24 protein-coding genes are annotated in these 22,861 nt (G+C 58.0%); 16 read left to right on the forward strand and 8 right to left on the reverse strand.

The features are described from left to right. Positions 1-165 precede the first annotated feature (165 nt). Positions 166-1,068, forward strand: a complete 903-nt coding sequence (locus CWM53_RS12825; RefSeq protein ID WP_100729804.1) for a Kdo hydroxylase family protein — start codon at positions 166-168, stop codon at positions 1,066-1,068. A 27-nt stretch (positions 1,069-1,095) separates the two neighbouring features. Here the strand turns inward: CWM53_RS12825 and CWM53_RS12830 are convergent, their stop codons facing one another. Then, on the reverse strand, positions 1,096-2,337 hold the full coding sequence (locus tag CWM53_RS12830) for an oligosaccharide MFS transporter (protein ID WP_061155223.1): 1,242 nt from the start codon (positions 2,335-2,337) through the stop codon (positions 1,096-1,098). Between the two features lie 371 nt (positions 2,338-2,708). On the opposite strand from CWM53_RS12830, the gene bssR reads away from it, so the two are divergent. Further along, positions 2,709-3,092, forward strand: a complete 384-nt coding sequence (bssR, locus tag CWM53_RS12835; protein WP_100729803.1) for a biofilm formation regulator BssR — start codon at positions 2,709-2,711, stop codon at positions 3,090-3,092. A 115-nt stretch (positions 3,093-3,207) separates the two neighbouring features. Continuing rightward, positions 3,208-4,317 (forward strand): PQQ-dependent sugar dehydrogenase, encoded by a 1,110-nt coding sequence (locus CWM53_RS12840; protein WP_100729802.1) that lies wholly within the window; start codon positions 3,208-3,210, stop codon positions 4,315-4,317. A gap of 2 nt (positions 4,318-4,319) precedes the next feature. Here the strand turns inward: CWM53_RS12840 and CWM53_RS12845 are convergent, their stop codons facing one another. Then, a complete protein-coding gene (locus CWM53_RS12845) occupies positions 4,320-4,946 on the reverse strand; it encodes a glutathione S-transferase family protein (RefSeq protein WP_074386447.1) in 627 nt (208 codons plus the stop codon). A 255-nt stretch (positions 4,947-5,201) separates the two neighbouring features. On the opposite strand from CWM53_RS12845, the gene dacC reads away from it, so the two are divergent. Beyond that, on the forward strand, positions 5,202-6,404 hold the full coding sequence (gene dacC, locus CWM53_RS12850; RefSeq protein WP_004201290.1) for a serine-type D-Ala-D-Ala carboxypeptidase: 1,203 nt from the start codon (positions 5,202-5,204) through the stop codon (positions 6,402-6,404). A 39-nt stretch (positions 6,405-6,443) separates the two neighbouring features. Here the strand turns inward: dacC and deoR are convergent, their stop codons facing one another. Both deoR and ybjG read right to left on the reverse strand, forming a co-directional pair. After that, complete coding sequence (gene deoR, locus CWM53_RS12855) at positions 6,444-7,202, reverse strand: DNA-binding transcriptional repressor DeoR (protein WP_004151717.1); 759 nt, start codon at positions 7,200-7,202, stop codon at positions 6,444-6,446. Between the two features lie 102 nt (positions 7,203-7,304). Beyond that, entirely contained in the window at positions 7,305-7,898 is a 594-nt protein-coding gene (ybjG, locus tag CWM53_RS12860) for an undecaprenyl-diphosphate phosphatase (protein ID WP_074386446.1), read from the reverse strand. A 342-nt stretch (positions 7,899-8,240) separates the two neighbouring features. On the opposite strand from ybjG, the gene kdeA reads away from it, so the two are divergent. Next, positions 8,241-9,473 (forward strand): multidrug efflux MFS transporter KdeA, encoded by a 1,233-nt coding sequence (gene kdeA, locus CWM53_RS12870; protein ID WP_008805806.1) that lies wholly within the window; start codon positions 8,241-8,243, stop codon positions 9,471-9,473. 39 nt (positions 9,474-9,512) lie between these two features. On the opposite strand, the gene CWM53_RS12875 is transcribed toward kdeA, so the two are convergent. Together CWM53_RS12875 and CWM53_RS12880 are read right to left on the reverse strand one after the other, a co-directional pair. Next, positions 9,513-10,325, reverse strand: coding sequence for a Cof-type HAD-IIB family hydrolase (locus CWM53_RS12875; protein WP_074386445.1), 813 nt, complete (start codon positions 10,323-10,325; stop codon positions 9,513-9,515). After that, positions 10,325-11,527 carry an MFS transporter gene (locus CWM53_RS12880; protein ID WP_008805808.1) on the reverse strand — a complete coding sequence of 401 codons (1,203 nt, stop codon included), beginning with the start codon at positions 11,525-11,527 and terminating at the stop codon, positions 10,325-10,327. The genes CWM53_RS12875 and CWM53_RS12880 overlap by 1 nt, the downstream gene beginning before the upstream one ends. Before the next feature lie 82 nt (positions 11,528-11,609). Between CWM53_RS12880 and CWM53_RS12885 the strand changes: the two genes are divergently transcribed. Then, positions 11,610-12,173, forward strand: coding sequence for a TetR/AcrR family transcriptional regulator (locus CWM53_RS12885; protein WP_032735116.1), 564 nt, complete (start codon positions 11,610-11,612; stop codon positions 12,171-12,173). Positions 12,174-12,350: 177 nt separating this feature from the next. Here CWM53_RS12885 and CWM53_RS12890 read toward each other — a convergent pair whose 3' ends face one another. Further along, complete coding sequence (locus CWM53_RS12890; protein WP_008805810.1) at positions 12,351-14,036, reverse strand: aspartate:alanine antiporter; 1,686 nt, start codon at positions 14,034-14,036, stop codon at positions 12,351-12,353. 267 nt (positions 14,037-14,303) lie between these two features. On the opposite strand from CWM53_RS12890, the gene ybjM reads away from it, so the two are divergent. After that, positions 14,304-14,687 carry an inner membrane protein YbjM gene (ybjM, locus tag CWM53_RS12895; protein ID WP_008805811.1) on the forward strand — a complete coding sequence of 128 codons (384 nt, stop codon included), beginning with the start codon at positions 14,304-14,306 and terminating at the stop codon, positions 14,685-14,687. A gap of 6 nt (positions 14,688-14,693) precedes the next feature. Here the strand turns inward: ybjM and CWM53_RS12900 are convergent, their stop codons facing one another. After that, positions 14,694-14,957 carry a GrxA family glutaredoxin gene (locus CWM53_RS12900; protein WP_002896352.1) on the reverse strand — a complete coding sequence of 88 codons (264 nt, stop codon included), beginning with the start codon at positions 14,955-14,957 and terminating at the stop codon, positions 14,694-14,696. Positions 14,958-15,159: 202 nt separating this feature from the next. On the opposite strand from CWM53_RS12900, the gene CWM53_RS12905 reads away from it, so the two are divergent. The 9 genes from CWM53_RS12905 to CWM53_RS12945 all read left to right on the forward strand — a co-directional run bounded on the left by CWM53_RS12905 (position 15,160) and on the right by CWM53_RS12945 (position 22,848). Continuing rightward, entirely contained in the window at positions 15,160-15,447 is a 288-nt protein-coding gene (locus tag CWM53_RS12905; RefSeq protein WP_074386444.1) for a YbjC family protein, read from the forward strand. Continuing rightward, complete coding sequence (gene nfsA, locus CWM53_RS12910) at positions 15,431-16,153, forward strand: nitroreductase NfsA (protein WP_074386443.1); 723 nt, start codon at positions 15,431-15,433, stop codon at positions 16,151-16,153. Before CWM53_RS12905 ends, nfsA begins: the two co-directional genes overlap by 17 nt. 114 nt (positions 16,154-16,267) lie before the next feature. Then, the gene (rimK, locus tag CWM53_RS12915; RefSeq protein ID WP_061155214.1) at positions 16,268-17,170 is read left to right on the forward strand and encodes a 30S ribosomal protein S6--L-glutamate ligase; all 903 of its coding nucleotides are present in this window, start codon (positions 16,268-16,270) and stop codon (positions 17,168-17,170) included. Positions 17,171-17,258: 88 nt separating this feature from the next. Further along, a complete protein-coding gene (locus tag CWM53_RS12920; RefSeq protein ID WP_061155213.1) occupies positions 17,259-17,738 on the forward strand; it encodes a YbjN domain-containing protein in 480 nt (159 codons plus the stop codon). A 348-nt stretch (positions 17,739-18,086) separates the two neighbouring features. Then, positions 18,087-19,199, forward strand: coding sequence for a spermidine/putrescine ABC transporter substrate-binding protein PotF (gene potF / locus CWM53_RS12925; protein WP_074386442.1), 1,113 nt, complete (start codon positions 18,087-18,089; stop codon positions 19,197-19,199). 163 nt (positions 19,200-19,362) lie between these two features. Next, complete coding sequence (potG, locus tag CWM53_RS12930; protein WP_074386615.1) at positions 19,363-20,496, forward strand: putrescine ABC transporter ATP-binding subunit PotG; 1,134 nt, start codon at positions 19,363-19,365, stop codon at positions 20,494-20,496. A 10-nt stretch (positions 20,497-20,506) separates the two neighbouring features. Further along, entirely contained in the window at positions 20,507-21,460 is a 954-nt protein-coding gene (gene potH / locus CWM53_RS12935) for a putrescine ABC transporter permease PotH (RefSeq protein ID WP_061155211.1), read from the forward strand. Next, positions 21,457-22,302: a putrescine ABC transporter permease PotI gene (potI, locus tag CWM53_RS12940; RefSeq protein WP_002896372.1), complete on the forward strand. Its 846-nt coding sequence runs from the start codon at positions 21,457-21,459 to the stop codon at positions 22,300-22,302. Before potH ends, potI begins: the two co-directional genes overlap by 4 nt. A 57-nt stretch (positions 22,303-22,359) precedes the next feature. After that, positions 22,360-22,848: a YbjO family protein gene (locus CWM53_RS12945; protein ID WP_100729801.1), complete on the forward strand. Its 489-nt coding sequence runs from the start codon at positions 22,360-22,362 to the stop codon at positions 22,846-22,848. Positions 22,849-22,861 lie beyond the last annotated feature (13 nt).

Genomic DNA, 22,861 nt, shown 5'->3' on the forward strand with positions numbered 1-22,861 from the left:
CGGTTAATGGTGAAAAAGCGCTCGGGTGAAGGGCGCGTGAGCTTCAGCGCCGGGTCAAAACCGCCATTCCTGATAAAAACGCCCGTCATTTACGTTGTAATCTACAAGTTGATAACAATTTCTTTACTAAATACCTCGGTGACCGCGAGGAGAAGAGGCAAGGAAATGACACCAACAAGCGCACCGGTGGCGATTGCCACCCTGCCATTCAGTAATCTGGAGATCCCCCCGCAGCCGCCGCAGATCCAACACTCCCTTGAGCAGGGGAATGTGCTCTATCTGCCGCAGCTGGCGTTTTCATTAACCGCCACGGAGCAGGCGTTGCTGACCCCTGAGCTGGTCGCGCCGCGGCGCAAGAATATCAGCTATCAACCTGACACCCGAACGCTCAGAGGCGTGGCGGATAAGCAGAAAATCGCCGCCGTCGCCCGGCTGATGGCGCGTTACCACCAGATGTCGCTGCAGCTGATTGACGCGTTATTGCCAGGCTATGGCGAGGCGCTGCACCATCCGCAAACCAGTCTGCGTTTGCATCCCATTGCCGACTGGCGTGAAACGACCTCCTGGCGCAAAGACGATTCGCGCCTGCACGTGGATGCTTTCCCGTCGCGCCCGGTCAATGGTGACCGTATTCTGCGCATCTTTTGCAATATTCACCCTGGCGGCGAACCGCGAACCTGGCGGACGGGGGAGCATTTCGATACCCTCGCGGCGCGCTTTCTGCCGCAGCTGAAACCCTGGTCGCCGCCAGGCGCCTGGCTGCTGGCAGCGCTGGGGATCACCAAAAGTCGGCGCAGCCATTACGATCATCTGATGTTGGCCCTGCACGATGCGATGAAAAGCACCCCTGAGTACCAACAACAGGGGGTGCAGCAGGAGATCGACTTTGCCGCCGGCAGCACCTGGATCTGCTTTTCCGATCAGACTCCGCACGCCGCAATGCGCGGCCAGTATCTGCTTGAGCAAACCTTCCTGTTGCCGGTGAAGGCGATGAGTCACCCGCAGCTCTCGCCGCTGCGGGTGCTGGAAACGCTCCTGCAAAAGCCGTTAGTTGCGCGCAACGTGTAGCGCCCGGCGTGGCTACCGGGCAAAGACTTATTGCGCCGGCGTGACGGCCCCGGAAGGCCTGGCGCTGGGCTTTTTCGGCTCGCGCTTATCCTTCAGGGTGAAAATGGAGATCAGCGTAAAGAGCCCGGCGATACCGCCGAGGATCAGATAGGTGTCGGCGAAGCCAATGGTATCGTACAGGTAGCCTGCCAGCGGAGAGTAAATGGCGGTGGCGATCGAGGCGACAAACAGCACCAGCAAATAGACCGTCGAAGAGAGCTTGTGGTCGAAGTTGGCAGCGATGAATTTAAAGACCGATACCAGAATTAACGGTTTCTCCAGGGCATGCATCATTTTCACCGCGCCAATCCACACCGGACCGAGGGGGATGGCTGACCCGACAATGCGTACCGACATGATCAACCCGGCGATGATCAGCGCCCATTTGGCGCCGGTCCGGTTAACAAACCACGGCATCAGGCATAAGAACAGGGTTTCACCGCAGACCTGAACGGATGCGAGGATACCGTACCAGCGGTTGCCTTCCTCCGGCGTCGGGAACTGCAGCGAGAAATACTGGGCAAACTGCTGATCGTAGGTGTCATAAATCTGCGTGACGAACAGGGTAAAGAGCAGCAGCATCCAGAACTGACCATTCTTCGCCAGCTCGAGGGCATGGGAGACCTTCAGCGATTCGCTTCGCGCCACATCGGCGTCGGTTAATTCAATTTTGGTCAGCATAAAGCAGATGGCGGCGATGACGATGGCGAGGCTGGCGAGCCAGAAGGCCAGATTAGGATTGCTGTCGATATATTTACCCACAATCCAGGCCGCCGCTGCCCAGCCTAACGAGCCCCACATCCGTACCCGACCGTATTCGAACTGGTAGCGGCGTGAAATCTTATCGATGTAAGAGTCGATCACCCCGCAGCCGGAGTTAAAGATGATCCCCAGATAGATCCCCCCCAGCAGCGCGCCAAACCAAAAGTTGTGCACCAGCAGCGGCGCGTAAACGTAGATAAAGAAGGGCCCCACCGGCAGGAGCAGGGCGACCAGCAGCCAGATAAGCCGTTTTTTCAGGCCGAATTTGTCGGAGATAAAGCCGAAGAAAGGCTGCATCAGCAGGGCGATAAAGGCGTTGACCGAGTACAGCAGGCCAGTCTTCGTGGCGCTGATGCCAAGATGCTGGGTGGTCCAGATGACGAAGAAAGCCATGGTCGACGACCAGGCGAACAGGTAGAGGAAATCGAAAAGACTCAACAGGAGGTAGTTTCTTTTACCGGGCGTCATGTTTCAGTTCCTTGCAAACGGGTAGAGAGATTATCAGCGATCCGCGAGCGCTGTTTTTATGAAATGTTATACGTATTACATTAATGATTTGTTATGGCACTCTGACTGACGATCGCGCAATAGCGCCTGTAATATATTGTGATCATTGCAGCACTATTTCCGCCTTTTAATGGCAATAATTGCAAGTTGGTTTCTTTTTGAAATTAATTGTGATCGTATAACATTATCTTTGGTATATATCCTACAAAGCGGTAAGGTTGTCACATTGTAAAGCCTGTTACAGGCTTGGTAATAATTGACCTGGCGCATCATTTTGCACAAAAAATAACCGTATTATGAGAAGGGTAAAGGACGACAGAGGAGGAACTGTGATGACCGTTGACAGACGATATCGCCACCTTTTGCAGAAGCTCATCAATGCCAATATCGATATTGATGCCTATCTGCAGCTGCGAAAGGCCAAAGGCTACATGTCAGTCAGCGAAAATGACCATCTGCGTGATAACTTGTTTGAGCTGTGCCGTGAAATGCGTGCGCAGGCCCCGCGCCTGCAGAATGTCATTTCACCGGAGGAGAAGGAGGCCCTTCGCCTGGCTGGCGAGTCCATCGCCGCCGCTGCAGTATGCCTGATGAGCGGGCATCATGATTGCCCACTGTACATTGCGGTTAACGTAGAGAAGCTAGAACGCTGTCTGACAGGATTGACATCAAATATTCATAAATTGAATGAATTGGCGCCAATCACCCATGCCTGATCGGCTGAAACCCAGGGGAAGTAGACGCTTCCCCTGTTAAAGGTTATGTAAAAATCCCCGCGCAACTTTCCCCGCTGGCTACCCTTTAGCGCAGAGCTGACTAAAGGAGAATGCCATGCGTCCGATCCCGCTGCTGTTGATATTGAGCGCCTTAGCGCTGCCGGCGTTAAGCCAGGCCGCGGTGCGGGTGGAGGTATTGGAAAACCGGCTGGCCCATCCGTGGGGTCTGGCGTTTCTCCCCGACGATCAGGGCATGTTGATTACCCTGCGCGGCGGCGAGCTCAAGCGCTGGCAGCCAGGTAAAGGCCTGTCGGCGCCGATATCCGGCGTGCCGCAGGTGTGGGCCAACGGCCAGGGCGGCTTACTGGAAGTAACGCTGGCGCCGGATTTTGCGCAGTCGCGACGGGTATGGCTGAGCTATGCGGAAAGCGACGCCAGTGGCAAAGCGGGCACCGCGGTAGGCTACGGGCGGTTAAGCGAGGATGCCACCCAACTGACGAACTTTACCGTGGTGTTTCGCCAGCAGCCGAAACTCTCCGTTGGCAATCATTTCGGTGGCCGGCTGGTGTTCGACGGCAAAGGGTATCTGTTTATCGGTCTGGGAGAGAACAATCAGCGCGCCACCGCCCAGGATCTCAGCAAGCTGCAGGGGAAAGTGGTCCGCCTGACGGACGCGGGGGACGTTCCGCCGGATAATCCCTTTGTCGGCCGGGCTGACGCCAGGCCGGAGATCTGGGCCTACGGTATTCGCAATCCGCAGGGCATGGCGATGAACCCATGGAGCGACGCGCTGTGGCTCAATGAGCACGGCCCGCGCGGCGGGGATGAAATTAACATCCCGCAGGCGGGGAAAAACTACGGCTGGCCGCTGGCGACGCATGGCATTAACTACAGCGGCCTGCCGATCCCGGAGGCCAAGGGCAAGACGGCCCCGGGTACCGAGCCCCCGCTGTATGTCTGGCCGGTCTCCCCCGGGGTGAGTGGGATGGCCTTTTACTCGGCGCAGACCTTTCCCCAGTGGCAGCATAAGCTGTTTATCGGCGCGCTGAAGGAGACGTCGCTTATCGTCTTATCGGTGGACGGTAATCAGGTCCGCGAGGAGGGGAGATTGCTGGAGGCGCGCGGGAAGCGTATCCGCGACGTCCGCGTGGGACCCGACGGCTATCTGTACGTATTAACCGACGAGTCTAACGGCGAACTGTTGCGTTTGAGCCCGGAGGGTTAACCTCAGGTGACCGGGATCTTCACGACCTCGTGCCAGGCGGGGCGCTGGCTAATCTGCTGATACCAGCGCTGCAGATGGGGCCGCGGTTGCCAGGTATCGAGGATCTCCAGCAGATTGTAGACAAAGGGGGCAACGGCAATATCGCCAAGGCCGAAGTGCTCGCCAGAGAGCCATGGCGTTTTCGCCAGTTCGTCATCAAGCATGGCAAACAGCGATTCACAGGCGCTGATCCCCGCGGCGATGGCCGCCGGGTCGCGCTGCTCCGGCGGCGTCCTGACCAGACCCATTAATACCGGGCGATGGGCGGGAGAGAGCGTGCCGTTGGACCAGTCCATCCATTTTTCCCCTTGCGCACGCTGCGCCGGCGTGGTCAGCCACAGGCGATCGACGCCGTACTGCGCGGCAAGGTAGCGAATAATGGTATTTGATTCCCACAACACCACCCCGGTGGCATCGTCTTTTAACAGCGGCACCAGCCCGTTCGGGTTCATCGCCAGATATTCCGGGTCATGATTGAGACCAAACTCCAGCCCGGCGAGGATCTGCTCATAAGGAAGATCCAACTCCTCCAGCACCCAGCGTACTTTCTTCACGTTGGTCGAGTTATTACGTCCCCACAGTGTAATCATTTTCGCTCCTGAGTTTGTTTCACTGCCGTTGCAGCGCGATCGGCGATCATGTTGGGATAAAGTTAATATTTAGGCAATCACGATCAAAAAAGTTGTTCTGATTAAAGCACAGCGGCACGTTATTGCGTAAACTTTAAAAACTTTACCAACTCGCTGTTTCTTTAAGGTCATTTGTACGCTTTACTCACCGGTTGCTGCGGCGCGGTCAGAGTGGTGCGGCATATTTTGTTTGGAAAGGATACTTGGGTGGCTCTTATGATGCATGACGCTTTTTCCCTTCGCGGCCTCGCTGCAGGTTGCGCGCTGTTATTTCTTGTCGCACCTGCGGTGCAGGCTGCAGAACAACTCCCCGACGCCCCTTCGATTGACGCTCGCGCCTGGATCCTAATGGACTACGCCAGCGGGAAGGTGCTCAGCGAAGGCAATGCCGATGAAAAACTCGACCCGGCCAGTCTGACGAAGATCATGACCAGCTACGTGGTGGGGCAGGCGATAAAAGCGGGAAAAATCAAGCTCACCGATATGGTGACCGTCGGACGTGATGCCTGGGCGACCGGCAACCCGGCGCTGCGCGGCTCATCGGTGATGTTCCTCAAGCCCGGCATGCAGGTCTCGGTGGAAGATCTGAACAAAGGGGTCATTATTCAGTCCGGTAACGACGCCAGCATTGCGATTGCCGACTACGTGGCGGGCAGCCAGGACGCATTCGTCAGCCTGATGAACGGCTATGCCAAAAAAATGGGGCTGACCAACACCACCTTTATGACCGTCCACGGCCTTGATGCGCCGGGTCAGTTCAGTACCGCCCGCGATATGGCGCTGCTGACCAAAGCGATGATCCACGATGTGCCGGAAGAGTACGCGGTACATAAAGAGAAAGAGTTTACCTTCAATAAAATTCGCCAGCCGAACCGCAACCGTCTGCTGTGGAGCACCAACCTCAACGCCGATGGCGTGAAAACCGGGACCACCGCCGGGGCCGGCTATAACCTGGTCTCCTCAGCCACCCAGGGCGATATGCGTCTGATCGCCGTGGTGCTGGGGACCAAAACTGACCGTATTCGCTTTAACGAGTCTGAAAAACTGCTGACCTGGGGCTTCCGCTTCTATGAAACCGTGACGCCGATTAAACCCGATGCCACCTTCGTCACCCAGCGCGTGTGGTTTGGCGACAGCAGCGAAGCGAAACTGGGAGCCGGCGAGGCGGGCTCTATTACCCTGCCGAAGGGCCAGCTGAAAAACCTGAAAGCCAGCTACACCTTAAATCAGCCGCAGCTTACCGCGCCGCTGGAGAAGGGGCAGGTGGTCGGGACTATCGACTTTAAGCTGAATGATAAAACCATCGAACAGCGCCCGCTGATCGTCATGGAGCCGGTGAAAGAGGGCGGCTTCTTCAGCCGGATGATCGACTTCGTGCTGATGAAACTGCACGGCTGGTTCGGCAGCTGGTTCTCCTGATGCCATGACCGCGCCCGGCGGGGCGCGGTCAGTGACGCCTCAATACAGCAGGGAGATCTGCTGCGCCTTCGCCAGCGCGACCAGCTCATCATCCGGGCAGATATCGCTGGCGATCACGTCAAATTTCGCTAACGCCCCCATGCGCGCCGGACGCACTTTGCCAAACTTGCTGTGGTCGACCACCAGCACATGGTAGCGCGCGTGACGCATCGCCCAGTGCTTGACCGGCAGCTCCTCCAGGTTATAGCAGGTCGCCCCCTGCTCGCAGTCAATGCCTGCCGCCGAGTAAAAGGCGATGTCGGGGCTCAGATGGCTGAGGGTATCCTCAAGGCTCAGCGGCATAAAAATCGCGTTGCTGGCGTGAAATTCCCCACCGCACAGGACCGCGCGACACTGCGGTTTCTCCTGCAGGGCCAGGAAGGTATTCAGGGAGTAACAGACGCCGGTGAAGGGCAGGGCATCATCGATGGCGTCAATGATCCACGGCGTGGTGGTCCCGCAGTCGAAGAAGGCCATCTGATGGGCCTCCAGCAGCGCGGCTGCATGGCGAGCGGCGCGGCGTTTTTCCTCGACCAGCCGGGTTTTTTGATCGCTGAGCAGGTAATGGGTGGCGCTGCGCGGCTCCAGCACAATGTATCCGCCGAGCAGCACAACCGGGCCGCTATGGCCATTAAGGTCGCGACGAATGGTCATTTCCGAGACCCCAAGCAGGGAGGCGGCTTCTTTCAGATGCAGCTTATCGCTGCGCTTGAGTGCCTGAATGAGCTGACTGATACGTTCGTCACGGCGAGTTTCCATATTCCCTCTGCGCTAAAATCGCCCTGCGGGGGCAGGGCGTTAGCGGGATTTTACCTGTCGCTTACGGGTTAGTCACGCGGTGGCCGCAGCGACAGCTGGCGTTTAGCCGCGTACCCAGCCTTTGCGGATCGGCAAGGAGAAGCAGAGACGATACAGTCGCTGCAACTGGCGATACAGCGCCGGGCCGAACGTATGCCAGATCAGCGCCGCGCCAAGGCAGCCGCACATTCCGGCCAGCAGACCGCCGACCATATCCAGTGGCCAGTGTACGCCGAGATAGACGCGGGACCAGGCGATGGCGGTGGCAATGGCCATCAGCAGGGCGCCGGACCACAGGCGGTGCCAGAACAGAAAAGCCAGGGCAAAGGTAAAGCTGACGGTGCCGTGATCGCTGGGGAAGGAGTCGTCCGCCGCGTGATGCAGGAAGTTATAGCCCACGCCAGCGACAAACGGCCGATCGTGCGGATAGAGGTGGCCGATCGCCCACGACACGGTCAGGCTAATCATTAGCGCCAGCATCAGCTTAAACACCATCTGCCGCTGGGCAGGCCCCCACAGCCATAATGTCACTACCAGCAAGGGCACGATCAGAATCAGATCTTTGGCGATCAGGATCGCCACCTCAATGGCCCACTGCGGCGAGGCCGGCGTCGCGTTGATCAGGGCGAACAGCGCGTAGTTAATATTTTCCAGCATAGACTTCCAGGCTCGTTGGTCCGATAGCAAATAAGCCGCCTACCCTAAAAAAAAGCGGTGCGGAGATAAAGCAGCATTGTCTTAAAGATCAGGTTGTTATGAATTAGCGCATGTTGAGAAGCCGCGCTAACACCCTGAAAAGCGTCAGTATATCGTTTGTCACATTGCTGAAACATAAACGGAATATATACGCAGGCTGAATAGCAGGGGGAGAGTCCGGACGGCGGCGCGCAATTCGCAATCGCGCAATTCGCAATATTGTGCGGTGTCACCCACAATTCACTATCTCCGCGCCGGGAGTTTCATTAAACTTTGCGCGATTTTTGATAGATAAGAGATTTCATGCAAAATTATTCGCTTTCAGGCCGCCGCCTCGGAAGGCAGGCGTTGCTGTTCCCGTTATGTCTGGTGCTGTACGAGTTTTCCACCTATATCGGCAACGATATGATCCAGCCGGGTATGCTGGCCGTGGTGCAGGAGTTTCAGGTGGGCAACGAATGGGTACCTACCTCGATGACCGCCTATCTGGCCGGCGGCATGTTTTTACAGTGGCTGCTGGGGCCGCTGTCGGACCGTATTGGCCGCCGCCCGGTGATGTTGACCGGGGTGGTGTGGTTTATCGTCACCTGCCTGGCGACGCTGCTGGCGCAGACCATTGAGCAGTTTACCCTGCTGCGCTTCCTGCAGGGGATCAGCCTGTGCTTTATCGGCGCGGTAGGCTATGCGGCGATCCAGGAGTCTTTTGAGGAGGCTGTGTGCATCAAAATCACCGCCCTGATGGCCAACGTGGCGCTGATTGCTCCGCTGCTGGGGCCGCTGGTGGGCGCTGCCTGGGTGCACGTGCTGCCGTGGGAGATGATGTTCGTCCTGTTCGCCGTGCTGGCGGCCATCTCGTTCGTCGGGCTGCAGCGGGCGATGCCGGAAACCGCGACGCGGTTGGGCGAAAAACTGTCGGTCAAAGAGCTGGGTCGCGATTATCGCCTGGTGCTGAAAAACCTGCGCTTCGTCGCTGGCGCGCTGGCGACGGGCTTTGTCAGCCTGCCGTTGCTGGCGTGGATTGCCCAGTCGCCGGTCATTATTATCAGCGGCGAACAGGCCACCAGCTATGAGTATGGCATGCTGCAGGTGCCGATTTTCGGCGCGCTGATTGCCGGTAACCTGGTGCTGGCGCGCCTCACTTCGCGCCGTACCGTGCGCTCGCTGATTATCATGGGCGGCTGGCCGATCATGTTTGGTCTGATCCTCTCCGCGGCGGCGACCGTGGTCTCTTCCCACGCTTATCTGTGGATGACCGCTGGCCTGAGCTTCTACGCCTTCGGAATTGGCCTCGCGAATGCCGGGCTGGTGCGCTTAACGCTGTTCGCCAGCGAGATGAGCAAAGGCACGGTCTCGGCGGCGATGGGAATGCTGCAGATGCTGATCTTCACTGTCGGCATCGAGCTCAGCAAACATGCTTATGAGCTGGGGGGCAACGGCTTGTTCAGCCTGTTTAACCTGCTGGGCGGGGTACTGTGGCTGGGGCTGATGATCTACTTCCTGAAAGATAAAAGCGTCGGCAATTCGCAGCAGGCGTAACCGGTGGCAAACCCGGATGCGCTCGCATCCGGGGTCTTATCAGGCGAACGGCGCTTCGCGATTTAACACCTTATCAATAATCTGCAGCACGCCTTCTTCGTTGTTGTGCGGCGCGTGATGGCTGGCGACAGCTTTGACGTCTTCCCGGGCGTTGGCCATGGCAAAGCCAAATCCGGCGTGCTGCAGCATCTCGATATCATTGCCGCTATCGCCGAACGCCACCACCTCATGATCCTCAATGCCCCAGCGCTGCTGCAAAATGCGCAAGCCGTTGGCTTTGTGCACCCCAGGCATAATTAAGTCAATACTGCCGTAGCCGGTGGCCACCGCGGTGACCATATCCCCCAGCGCCGCGTGCAGCTTCGGCTGAATTTCCGGGATCAGGCTGTCCGGTACATTGAGACCAAATTTGAGGATCGCGTCATCAAGGTGGTTAAAATCATCCACCAGTTCGAGGCGGTGATAATACTTCGCCGCCACCGTCTTCAGCGCGTCGTTATAGCGGTTGAGAGTGTAGGCGCTGCGCTTCCCGCAGGCGATGATTTCGATATTCGGCAGGGTCTGCAGATGATCGACCACGGCGTTGAAATGGTGGGCCGGCAGCTGGCAGTTGAAGACGTCTTCATTGCCGCTCACCACCCAGCCGCCGTTTTCCGCCACAAAGGCGATCTGATGGGCGATCTCCGGGAAAAAGGAGATCAGCTGATAATATTGGTTGCCGCTGGCGACCACGAAGCGAATATTCTGTTCACGCATTCGCTGGTACTGGGCGAGGAAGCGCGGCCGGTTGTAAGTTTTGGCATCGCTTAAAAAGGTGCCGTCCATATCCACCGCAATCAGTTTGATGCTCATTAGCTGTTCTCCATAACGGGTTCAGATTGTGGCTTAGCCACCGCGCGGGCGACCAGTGCCGCCACCATGACCAGACCCAGCACCACCATCATGGCGCTGCGCAGGCCGAAGTGTTCGCCGAGGAAGCCCAGCAGCGGCGGCCCGACGAGGAAAGCAAGATAACCGGTGATCGCCACCACGCTGACGCGCTTGGGCGCGTCCGGCCCGGTATCGCTGGCGGCGGAGATGGTCAGCGGGAAGCCGAGCGAGGCGCCGATGCCCCACAGCAGTACCGAGATGCCCGCCACCCAGGGGTTATCGACGAAGATGATCAGGCCAATACCCAGGGCGCCCATCACCGCGCTGCCGCGGACCACCGTCACCCGGCTGTAGCGATCGATAAACCAGCCGCCGGTAAAGCGGCCCAGCGTCATCCCGAGGGTGAAGCCAGCATAGATCAGCGAGCCGGAGGTGGGGCTAAAGCCGTGGCCGTCCACCATCAGCAGCGGCAGCCAGTCGTTGGCCGAACCTTCGGCAAAGGCCATCGCCAGGACGATGACCCCGATCAGCAGCAACTGCGCGTCGCGCCATACCGGCAGACCCTTCGCCTCACCGTGGGCGGCTTCGGCGGCATTTTTACCGGTGCCATCGGGAATGGCGCGGATGGCAATGGCGATGGGCAGGATAGCCACCAGCGCAGCCGCCAGGATGTGCGGGGCGGCAGGCAGGCCGAATCCGGTCACTGCCATGCCCACCCCGGCGCCGAACAGGGTGCCAAAGCTGTAGAAGCCATGCATCATCGGCAGCACCGTTTTATTCATCTCCCGCTCGATGGCCGCGCCTTCGACGTTAATAGCGACTTCTGCGGAGCCAAAGCTGGCGCCAAAGATGGCCAGGCCGAAGGCGAACAGCGGGGCGGAAGAGACCCACAGCGCCAGGCTGAGCACCAGCATGCCGAGTACGGCGAAGGACATGGTGGTGCGGATGACCTTGCGGGTACCAAAGCGCTTCACCAGCCACGCTGAGCAGAGAATACCGCTCATCGACCCCACCGACAGACCAAACAGCACCACGCCCATTTCTGCCGTAGAAAGCATCAACTGATCGCGGATCGCCGGCGTGCGGGTGGCCCAGGAGGCCATTAATAAGCCGGGGATGAAAAAGAACATAAACAGCGCCCAAAGCCGAAGCTGGAGCGCTCTGCGCGAGGTTTGCGTCGTCATCCGTAAACGCCTTAAAGGAGAAGAGTGAAGACAACAGTAGCAAGCATGTGTACATTTGTACATAAACCGGAAGAGGAAAATTATGGCCCGTAGACCGAACGATCCGCAGCGCCGCGAGCGCATCCTGCAGGCGACGCTGGACACCATCGCGGCGCACGGCGTCCAGGCGGTGACGCACCGCAAAATCGCCCTCTGCGCGAATGTGCCGCTGGGGTCGTTGACCTATTATTTCAGCGGCATCGAGGCGCTGGTTGAGGAGGCGTTCAGCCTGTTTACCGCCGAGATGTCGGCGCAGTATCAGCAATGCTTTGCCGGGGTAACGAACCGGGAACAAGCCTGCGATGCCATCGCGGAGCTGATCTTCAGCGCCCAGGTGACCACGGCGCGCAATATGGAGCTGATGTACCAGCTGTACGCGTTCTGCAGCAGCCAGCCGGCGCTAAAGGGGGTGATGCAGAACTGGATGCGGCGCAGCCAGCAGACGCTGGAGCAATGGTTCGCTGCTGACACCGCCCGCGGTCTTGACGCCTTTATTGAAGGGATGACCTTGCACTTTGTCACCGACCGCGCGCCGCTGTCGAAGGCGGCAATCCGGCTGCTGGTTGGGCAGCTGGCGGGGGAGAGGGCGCAGGAAGAGGGGCGCTGAGGCGGCGTTTCACCCGTAATGGCTAAATGCAGGCAACAAAAAACCCATCAACCTTGAACCGAAGTGGCGGGGTTGATGGGCTCCACAAAATGGGGACATCAAAGAAAAGCAGTGGCATTACTTATGACTGATGCCCTGAGAAAAAGTTCTGCCTGTGACGGCTTTTTTCTCAAAAATTTATTGTAGCCCTGGCCAGATGATCACGATGAGCGTCCCGGCAAGGGTAAGCAGCACGTTGGCAATGGCGTAGGTGCCTGCGTAGCCGAGCGCCGGAATGTTGCTGCGCGCGGTATCGCTGATGATCTCCATTGCCGGGGCGCAGGTGCGGGCGCCCATCATGGCGCCAAACAGCATCGCCCGGTTCATGCGCAGCACATAGGCGCCGAACAGGAAGCAGATCACTACCGGCAACAGGCTGACAATAAGCCCTGCCGCCAGCATCTGACCGCCGACGGCGCCCAGACCGTTATTGATCCCGGCCCCGGCGCTGAGTCCGACCCCGGCCATAAACACCATCAGGCCAAACTCTTTCACCATGTTCAGCGCTCCCTGCGGGATATAGCCGAAGGTTGGGTGGTTGGCGCGCAGGAAGCCAAGCATAATGCCGGCAAACAGCAGGCCGGCGGCGTTGCCGATGCCGAAGCTAAAAGAGCTGAACTGGAAGGTGATCATGCCGATCATCAGGCCGACGATAAAGAAGGCGCAGAAGGCCAGCAGGTCGGTCACCTGGCTGTGAATGGAGATAAAGCCGATGCGGTCGGCCACGGTTTTTACGCGACGGGCATCGCCGCTGACCTGCAGCACGTCGCCTTTGTTCAGCACCACGTTATCGTCGATAGGCATTTCAATCTGGCTGCGAATAACCCGGTTTAAGAAGCAGCCGTGGTCGGTGAGCTTCAGCTGCGCCAGGCGGCGGCCGACGGCGTTGTGGTTTTTGACCACAATCTCTTCGGTGACGATGCGCATGTCGAGCAGATCGCGGTCGAATACCTCTTTGCCGTTACGGAAGCTCGGGTCGAGGCGGGCGTGCGCGTCCGGATAGCCCACCAGCGCAATATCGTCGCCCATCTGCAGCACCGCGTCGCCGTCCGGGTTGGCCAGAATGCCGTTGCGGCGGATGCGTTCGATATAGCAGCCGGTCTGGCGATAAATACCCAGTTCGCGCAGATTTTTGCCATCCGCCCAGGCCACCAGCTCCGGGCCAACGCGGTAGGCGCGGATCACCGGCAGGTACACTTTACGTTTTGAATCGGTATCGAGGCCGCGCTCGCGGGCGATTTGCTGGGCGCTGGTCTGCAGATCCTGATGCTGCAGCTTGGGCATATAGCGGGCGCCGACGATCAGACTCACCAGGCCGACCAGGTAGGTCAGGGCATAGCCGAGGCTCAGATGGTCAAGCGACTGCGCCAGCTGATCGCTGGGCAGACCGAAATGGCGCAGGGTGTCGCCCGCGCCCACCAGCACCGGGGTGGAGGTCATGGCGCCCGCCAGCATACCGGCGGTAAGACCAATATCCCAGCCGAACACTTTGCCCAGCACGGTGGCGATCAGCATCGCGCTGCCGACCATCACCAGCGCCAGCATCAGGTAGTTTTTGCCGTCGCGGAAAAAAATGGAAAAAAAGTTGGGCCCGGCTTCCACGCCGACGCAAAAAATAAACAGCATAAAGCCGAGATTAAGGGCATCAGTGTTAATCGCGAAATGCTGCTGACCTAATAAGAGAGAAACGACTAAAACGCCAATGGAATTACCAAGTTGTACTGAGCCGAGACGCAGTTTTCCCAGGCATAGTCCTAATGCAAGTACAACGAATAATAACAGGATGTAATTCCCGTTTAACAAATCTGCGACGTTTATATTCACGAAAGCCAACTTCTCATTTACTAGTAAGTTGTTGAAGGAAATGGTTATTTGGTCTAAGGTTGCTCAGGCGTTCGCGTTGTGGCGAACCTATTCTGGCACCCTGTTATAACCAGCAAAAATATACCCGCTAGTTTAATCCTTCCTGGATGCGGCGGCTAGTGACAATCGTTTTTAGGCTGGTAGGGGAGTTATTGGCATGGATTGCCGAAATGCTTTATCTGACTGGGCGACGTGGACGTGAGTTAGAGGCAACATCAGGAGGATACGGTGAAGTCTGAGCGTAGTTGGGCCGGTATTATCTGCGGCTTCGTTCTGTTCATTGTGGTGTGCTTATCGCTGCTATTACATATGAAAGGGGCCTTTCGCGCCAGCGGCAACCCGGAGCTGGGCCTGCTCTTCTTTTTGCTGCCAGGGGCGGCGGCGAGCTGCCTCTCTCCCGGACAGCGGGTGCTGCGCCCTTTGCTGGGTGCGATGCTGGCGGCGCCGGTCTGTATGGTGACGATGCGGCTGTTCTTCGTGACGCACAGAACGTTCTGGCAGGAGATGGCGTGGGTACTGAGCGCGGTGTTCTGGTGCGCGCTCGGGGCGTTGTGCTTTTTGTTTATCTGCGCCTGGCTTGATACCTGGCGCAGTCACTCATCGAGCAAATAAATTGGCTCAGGCAAACAGACCGAGGTTCTCTTTCGCCCAGGCTTCGAAATCGGTGCAACCGCCGATGTGTTTCTGGTCGACGAAAATCTGCGGTACGGTTTCAACCGGTTTGCCGACGGTTTTTTCCAGGTCAGCTTTGCTGATGCCTTCGGCGTGAATATCCACGTAACGGTAGTTAAAGTCATCACGCTCGTTGGTCAGTTTTTCTGCCAGCTCTTTGGCGCGAACGCAGTAAGGGCAGCCTGGACGACCAAAAATAACGGTAAACATTGCTTCTCTCCTTAAACCTCAGCCGGATGGCGAATGGCGCTTATGATGCCTGCATTGACCGGGGAGGGAAAGAAGGTTCTGCCTTTTGCTTCGATGGTTTACGGCTATGTTTGATAAATGTCGTACTATCAAAACCCGTATACTGACCCGGCGGCGCAGTGGGATTGTCTGATGCGCCGCGCTTATCAACCGGAGAGGCGTGATGCGAAAATTTGCCCCGTTGCCGAAAAGCATTCTGCTGGTTGAGATCCTCGGGATGGGGCTGTTAACCCTTGCCTGGCTCTCGCTTAACCAGTATGTCCAGCTGCCTGAGCCCATTGCCAGTCCGACTGCGGCGCTGGTGATGATCTTTGCCGGGATTATGCTGATGATCCCTGCCGCCATCGCTGTCATGTGGCGAGTGGCGCAGATCGTGGCCCCGCAGTTAACGCACTCTCCAAAGCCTGAATCCTTGTCTGACAGAGAAAAACGCAATGACGCCGACCATTGAGCTGCTGCGCAGCCATCGTTCCATCCGCCACTTCACCGATGCGCCCGTGAGCGACGAACAGCGCGCAGAGATTATCGCCAGCGCGCAAGCGGCATCTACCTCGAGTTTTTTACAGTGCACCTCCATCATCCGTATTACTGACCCAGCGCTGCGTGCGCAACTGGTCCCGCTGACCGGCGGCCAGCAGCACGTCGCCCAGGCGGCGGAGTTTTGGGTCTTCTGCGCCGACTTTAACCGCCACCTGCAGATTTGCCCACAGGCGCAGCTGGGGCTGGCGGAACAGCTGCTGATCGGCGTCGTCGATACGGCGCTGCTGGCGCAAAACGCGCTGATTGCCGCCGAGTCCCTCGGGTTGGGTGGCGTCTATATCGGCGGGTTGCGCAACAACATTGAGGCGGTGACGGCGCTGCTGGCGCTGCCGCAGCACGTCCTGCCGCTGTTCGGTCTTTGCCTTGGCTGGCCGGCGGATAACCCGGACATCAAGCCGCGGATGCCGGCCGCCATGCTGGTGCATGAGAACCACTATCAGCCGCTGGATAACGCGCTGCTGGCGGACTATGACGAACAGCTGGCGCACTATTATCTGTCGCGCGGCAGCAACGCCCGCCGCGATACCTGGAGCGATCATATCCGTCGCACTATCGTGAAAGAGAGTCGTCCGTTTATTCTCGACTATCTGCATAAGCAGGGGTGGGCAACACGCTGATTACGTGTACACTGCTGCTCCGGCCAGGCGGTATCCGCCGCTGGCCGCAGGAAAGGTGAAAGTGTGTTCGATAGCTGAGGCCCGCCAGAGCGGGTCTTTTCGCAGAGGTGCAGGATGAAAATTGCCATATTATCCCGGGATGGAACGCTTTATTCATGTCGACGCCTGCGCGAAGCGGCGCAACAGCGCGGGCATCAGGTCGAGATCCTCGATCCGCTTTCCTGCTATATGAACGTCAGTCCGGTGGCGTCGTCCATCCACTACAAAGGGCGTCAGCTACCGCATTTTGATGCGGTGATCCCGCGGATTGGCTCGGCGATCACCTACTATGGCACCGCGGCTTTGCGTCAGTTTGAGCTATTGGGAAGCTATCCGCTGAATGAGTCGGTCGCCATCACCCGCGCTCGCGATAAGCTGCGCTCGCTGCAGCTGCTGGCGCGCCAGGGCATCGATCTGCCGCTGACCGGCATCGCTCACTCCCCCGATGACACCAGCGACCTGATCGCCATGGTGGGTGGGGCACCACTGGTGGTGAAGCTGGTGGAAGGCACCCAGGGGATCGGCGTGGTGCTGGCGGAGACCCGTCAGGCGGCGGAGAGCGTGATCGACGCCTTTCGCGGGCTGAATGCGCATATTTTGGTGCAGGAATATATTGCCGAGGCGAAAGGCTGCGATATTCGCTGCCTGGTGGTCGGCAATGAGGTGGTAGCGGCGATCGAACGGCGGGCTAAAGAGGGCGACTTTCGTTCTAACCTGCACCGCGGCGGCATGGCCACGGTGGCGCAGATTAGCGACGAGGAGCGGGCGATTGCCATCAAGGCGACGCAAACCCTTGGGCTCGATGTCGCCGGTGTCGATATTTTACGCGCCACCCGCGGGCCGCTGGTGATGGAGGTGAATGCCTCGCCGGGGCTGGAAGGGGTGGAAACCACCACCGGCGTGGACATCGCCAGCAAGATGATCGCCTGGATCGAGCGCCAGGCGACGCCGGAATTCTGTTTGAAAATAGGCGGCTAGCCGCCGGATGCAAGTCTGTCATGGTATGCGGCGCTTTTTTTGCGTAAGCTATGGCGTCGTTTTTCCATTGTAAGAGGTCACAGGCACTATGGATTCACTGGTCGTTCCAGGTCTGGATACGCTACGTCGCTGGCTGGATGAGATCGGCATCAGCTTTTTTGAGTGCGATTCCTGTCAGGCATTGCACCTGCCGCATATGCAGAATTTCGACGGTATTTTTGATGCCAAAATTGACCTGGTGGACAACGTGGTGCTCTTTTCCGCCCTCGCGGAGGTGAAGCCGTCTGCCCTGCTGGCGCTGTCGGCGGATCTCTCGGCCATCAACGCCAGCTCGTTAACCGTGAAGGCCTTTATCGATATTCAGGACGATAACTTACCCAAGCTGGTGGTCTGCCAGTCGTTGTCTATCGGTCCAGGAGTGACCATGGATCAGTTCGCCTGGTTCTTCCGCCAAAGTGAAGAGCAGATCTCGATGGTGATCCTCGAAGCCGGCGCTAATCAGCTGCTGTACAAAGGTGAAGAGGAAGAGCCCGCGGCGGAAAACGTGCAATACCATTTTCTTCACTAAAGCCGCCTAAAATTAGCGCAGCCACTACCGCAGCGGCTGCGTATTACCCGCTTTTATTCTGCGTTTAACCTTCTCTTAAAGCATTATTCACCGCCATTCAGGCCGTTTTGGCTTATCACGTAGACCGTTATTGCATAAAAATTTGATAAAAGGCGTTTTTTTACCTGGGCTATAGCCTCTTATTCTGGCTACAGTTATTCTGGCGATGCTTCCAGTTGCGAGCAACCACTCCGGGAGAGATCCGCTCTCCTTTTCTCAGGCAATGAAAAAATATGCATGATTCTTGCATGCGTTGAAATGCGTATATTTGAGCCCGTAAATTAACGGGCGTTGAGAAGGATAAGAGATATGACCGCCTTTGGTAAAAAATGGTTAACAGGTCTGGTTACGGGTGCGCTGATGGCCGTCTCTGCCGGTTCGCTCGCCGCCGAACAAAAAACCCTGCATGTTTATAACTGGTCTGATTATATTGCGCCGGACACGGTAGCGAATTTCGAAAAAGAGACCGGGATTAAAGTCGTGTATGACGTTTTTGATTCCAACGAAGTACTGGAAGGCAAATTAATGGCCGGCAGCACCGGTTTCGACCTGGTGGTACCGTCGGCAAGCTTCCTTGAGCGCCAGCTGGCGGCGGGCGTGTTCCAGCCGCTGGATAAGAGCAAGCTGCCCAACTGGAAGAACCTTGACCCCGAAGTGCTGAAGCTGGTCGCCAAGCATGACCCGGAGAATAAATACGCGGTGCCTTATCTGTGGGCAACGACGGGTATTGGCTACAACGTGGATAAGGTGAAAGCGGTCCTCGGCAAAGATGCGCCGGTAGACAGCTGGGATCTGGTGCTGAAGCCGGAGAACCTCGAAAAACTGAAAAGCTGCGGCGTCTCCTTCCTCGACGCGCCGGAAGAGATTTTCGCCACCGTGCTGAACTACCTTGGCAAGGATCCTAACAGCAGCAAAGCGGATGATTACACCGGCCCGGCCACCGATCTGCTGTTGAAGCTGCGGCCGAACATTCGCTACTTCCACTCTTCGCAATATATTAACGATCTTGCCAACGGCGATATCTGCGTGGCGATCGGCTGGGCAGGGGATGTCTGGCAGGCGGCCAACCGCGCGAAAGAGGCGAAAAATGGCGTCAACGTCTCCTACTTTATTCCGAAAGAAGGCGCGCTGGCGTTCTTTGATGTCTTTGCCATGCCGGCCGACGCCAAGAATAAAGATGAAGCCTATCAGTTCCTTAACTATCTGATGCGCCCGGATGTGATCGCTAAAATCAGCGACCAGGTGTTCTACGCCAACGGCAACAAGGCCTCCACACCGCTGGTCAGCGAGGCTATCCGTAACAACCCGGCGATTTATCCGCCAGCGGATGTGTTCGCCAAACTGTTCACGCTGAAGGTGCAGGATCCGAAGATTGACCGCGTGCGCACCCGCGCATGGACCAAAGTGAAGAGCGGCAAATAATCTCTGACGGCCCGTCGAACACGGGCCGAATCAGATCTGCACTCGCCGGGAAATGGCAGCGCGCCCGGCGAGCAGAAGCACCAGGATGGTGCAATTGCACTGTTAAGCACGAAGTATGGCACCGGACCATATGGTGATCGTTTTTTTGCCGGAGAGCACCCGATTGAACGACGTAATGCCCCGCCCACAGGCGAAAGCCCCCAAAGCGCTGACCCCGCTACTGGAAATCCGTAACTTAACCAAGTCGTTTGATGGCCAGCACGCGGTCGACGACGTCAGTCTCACTATCTACAAAGGCGAAATTTTTGCTCTGCTGGGTGCATCAGGCTGCGGGAAGTCGACGCTGCTGCGCATGCTGGCGGGCTTTGAACAACCGACCGCCGGGCAGATTATGCTCGACGGCGTGGATCTGGCGCGCGTGCCGCCCTATCAGCGGCCTATCAATATGATGTTCCAGTCCTACGCCCTGTTTCCCCATATGACCGTTGAGCAGAATATCGCCTTCGGCCTGAAGCAGGATCGCCTGCCCAGAGCGGAAATCACCGCCCGGGTGCAGGAGATGTTGGCCCTGGTACATATGCAGGAGTATGCCAAACGCAAGCCGCACCAGCTCTCTGGCGGCCAGCGCCAGCGTGTCGCGCTGGCGCGTAGCCTGGCGAAACGGCCGAAGCTGCTGCTGCTCGATGAGCCGATGGGCGCGCTGGACAAAAAGCTGCGCGATCGCATGCAGCTTGAGGTGGTGGATATCCTTGAACGCGTTGGCGTGACCTGCGTAATGGTGACCCACGACCAGGAAGAGGCGATGACCATGGCGGGCCGTATCGCCATCATGAACCGCGGCAAGTTTGTGCAGATTGGCGAACCGGAAGAGATTTACGAGCACCCGACCACCCGCTACAGCGCTGAGTTCATTGGCTCGGTAAACGTCTTTGAAGGCCTGGTGAAGGAGCGTCTGGAGGATGGCCTGGTGTTGAGTTCGCCAGGACTGGTGCACCCGCTAAAGGTCGACCCCGACGCGTCGGTGGTGGACAACGTGCCGGTCTGGGTGGCGCTGCGCCCGGAGAAGATCATGCTGTGCGAAGAACCACCAGCGGACGGCTACAATTTTGCCGTCGGCGAAGTGATACATATCGCCTATCTGGGGGATCTCTCTATCTATCATGTGCGCCTGCAAAGCGGGCAGATGATCAGTGCCCAGCTGCAGAATGAACACCGCCATCGGAAAGGGACGCCCACCTGGGGTGATGAGGTGCGTTTATGCTGGGATGCTGACAGCTGCGTAGTGCTGACGGTGTAAGGAGAGGGCGATGAGTACCGTTGAATCCCCGTCAGGGGAGAAAAAACCGGGCGGTTTCGCATTGTGGGTGGCACGCCTGCAGATGGCGCATGGCCGCAAGCTGGTGATTGCGCTGCCCTATCTGTGGCTGATCCTGTTGTTTATGCTGCCGTTCCTGATCGTGTTCAAGATAAGCCTTGCCGAGATGGCGCGGGCGATCCCTCCCTACACCGAACTGATGGAGTGGGCGGATGGCCAGCTGACGCTGACCCTCAACTTTGCCAACTTCCTGCAGTTGACCGACGATCCGCTCTATTTTGAAGCTTATCTCCAGTCGCTGCAGGTGGCGGGCATATCGACGATCTGCTGCCTGCTGCTGGGCTATCCGCTGGCCTGGGCGGTGGCGCACAGCAAGCCGTCGACGCGCAATATTCTGCTACTGCTGGTGATCCTTCCGTCGTGGACGTCATTCTTAATCCGCGTCTATGCCTGGATGGGGCTGCTGAAAAGCAACGGCGTGTTGAATAACTTCCTGCTGTGGTTAGGGGTTATCGATCAGCCGCTGGAGATCCTGCACACCAACCTGGCGGTGTATATCGGTATCGTGTATGCCTACCTGCCGTTTATGGTGCTGCCGATCTACACCGCGCTGACCCGCATCGACTATTCGCTGGTGGAGGCCTCGCTGGATCTCGGCGCCCGGCCGCTGAAGACCTTCTTCCAGGTGATCGTCCCGCTCACCAAAGGCGGCATTATCGCCGGCTCCATGCTGGTGTTTATCCCGGCGGTGGGGGAGTTCGTGATCCCGGAACTGCTGGGTGGCCCCGATAGCATTATGATTGGCCGCGTGCTGTGGCAGGAGTTCTTTAACAACCGCGACTGGCCGGTCGCCTCGGCGGTGGCGATTGTCATGCTACTGCTGCTGATCGTGCCGATCATGTGGTTCCACAAGCACCAGCAAAAACAGATGGGAGAGCAGGGATGAACGACTTGCCGGTAGTACGCTCGCCGTGGCGCATTCTGATCCTCGTGCTCGGGTTCACCTTCCTCTATGCCCCGATGCTGATGCTGGTGATCTACTCGTTCAACAGCTCGAAACTGGTGACGGTCTGGGCCGGGTGGTCGACGCGCTGGTATAGCGAATTGTTCCACGATGATGCGATGATGAGCGCGGTAGGGCTGAGCCTGACCATCGCCGCCTGCGCGGCGACGGCGGCGGCGATCCTCGGTACCATCGCCGCGGTGGTGATGGTGCGCTTTGGACGCTTTCGCGGGTCTAACGGCTTCGCATTTATGATCACCGCGCCGCTGGTCATGCCGGACGTGATCACCGGTCTCTCGCTGCTGCTGCTGTTCGTGGCGCTAGGGCATGCCATTGGCTGGCCGTCGGACCGCGGGATGTTGACCATCTGGCTGGCGCACGTCACCTTCTGTACCGCCTACGTGGCGGTGGTGATCTCCTCGCGTTTGCGCGAGCTGGACCACTCGATTGAAGAGGCGGCAATGGATTTGGGGGCGGCACCGCTGAAGGTCTTTTTCGTCATCACGCTGCCGATGATTATGCCGGCGGTGATCTCCGGCTGGCTACTGGCCTTCACGCTGTCGCTGGATGACCTGGTTATCGCCAGCTTTGTCTCCGGCCCCGGGGCCACGACGTTACCGATGCTGGTCTTCTCCAGCGTGCGCATGGGGGTCAACCCGGAGATTAACGCCCTGGCGACGCTCATCCTTGGCGTGGTCGGTATTGTTGGTTTTATCGCCTGGTATTTGATGGCTCGCGCAGAAAAGCAGCGAGTGCGCGATATCCAGCGTGCAAGACAAGGCTGAACCACCTAAAATCGGTACAGCAGCCTCCTGTCGGCGCCACCCTGTGGCGCCGTTTTCATGGAAGACATTACGTTGGGATTGTTTACGAAAACTCGCTCATCTCATGCCCGCCTTAACGTCCCTGCGCTGGTGCAGGTGGCGGCCTTTGCTATTATTTTGATTCGTGCTCTGGATCTGCTGATGATCCTCAATCTGTTGGGTCTGCAGGGGTTATACGAATTCATTCACCGCAGCGTCCAGACCTGGAACCTGACGCTGGTCTTCCTCGGCAGCCTGGCGCTGGTATTTGTCGAAATCTGGTGCGCCTTCTCGCTGGTGAAAGGGCGCAATTGGGCGCGCTGGGTCTATCTGCTGACGCAGATTATCGCCGCCGGCTACCTGTGGGCGGCGTCGCTGGGCTACGGATATCCGGAACTGTTCAGCATTCCCGGCGAATCAAAACGGGAGATTTTCCACTCGCTGGTGATGCAAAAACTGCCGGATCTGCTGGTCCTGACGCTGCTGTTTGTGCCAGCAAACTGTCGTCGGTTTTTCCGCCTGCAATAACGGTGATACAATC

It is taken from the genome of Klebsiella sp. A-Nf5 (genome assembly GCF_002810545.1).
Taxonomy (GTDB): domain Bacteria; phylum Pseudomonadota; class Gammaproteobacteria; order Enterobacterales; family Enterobacteriaceae; genus Klebsiella; species Klebsiella variicola.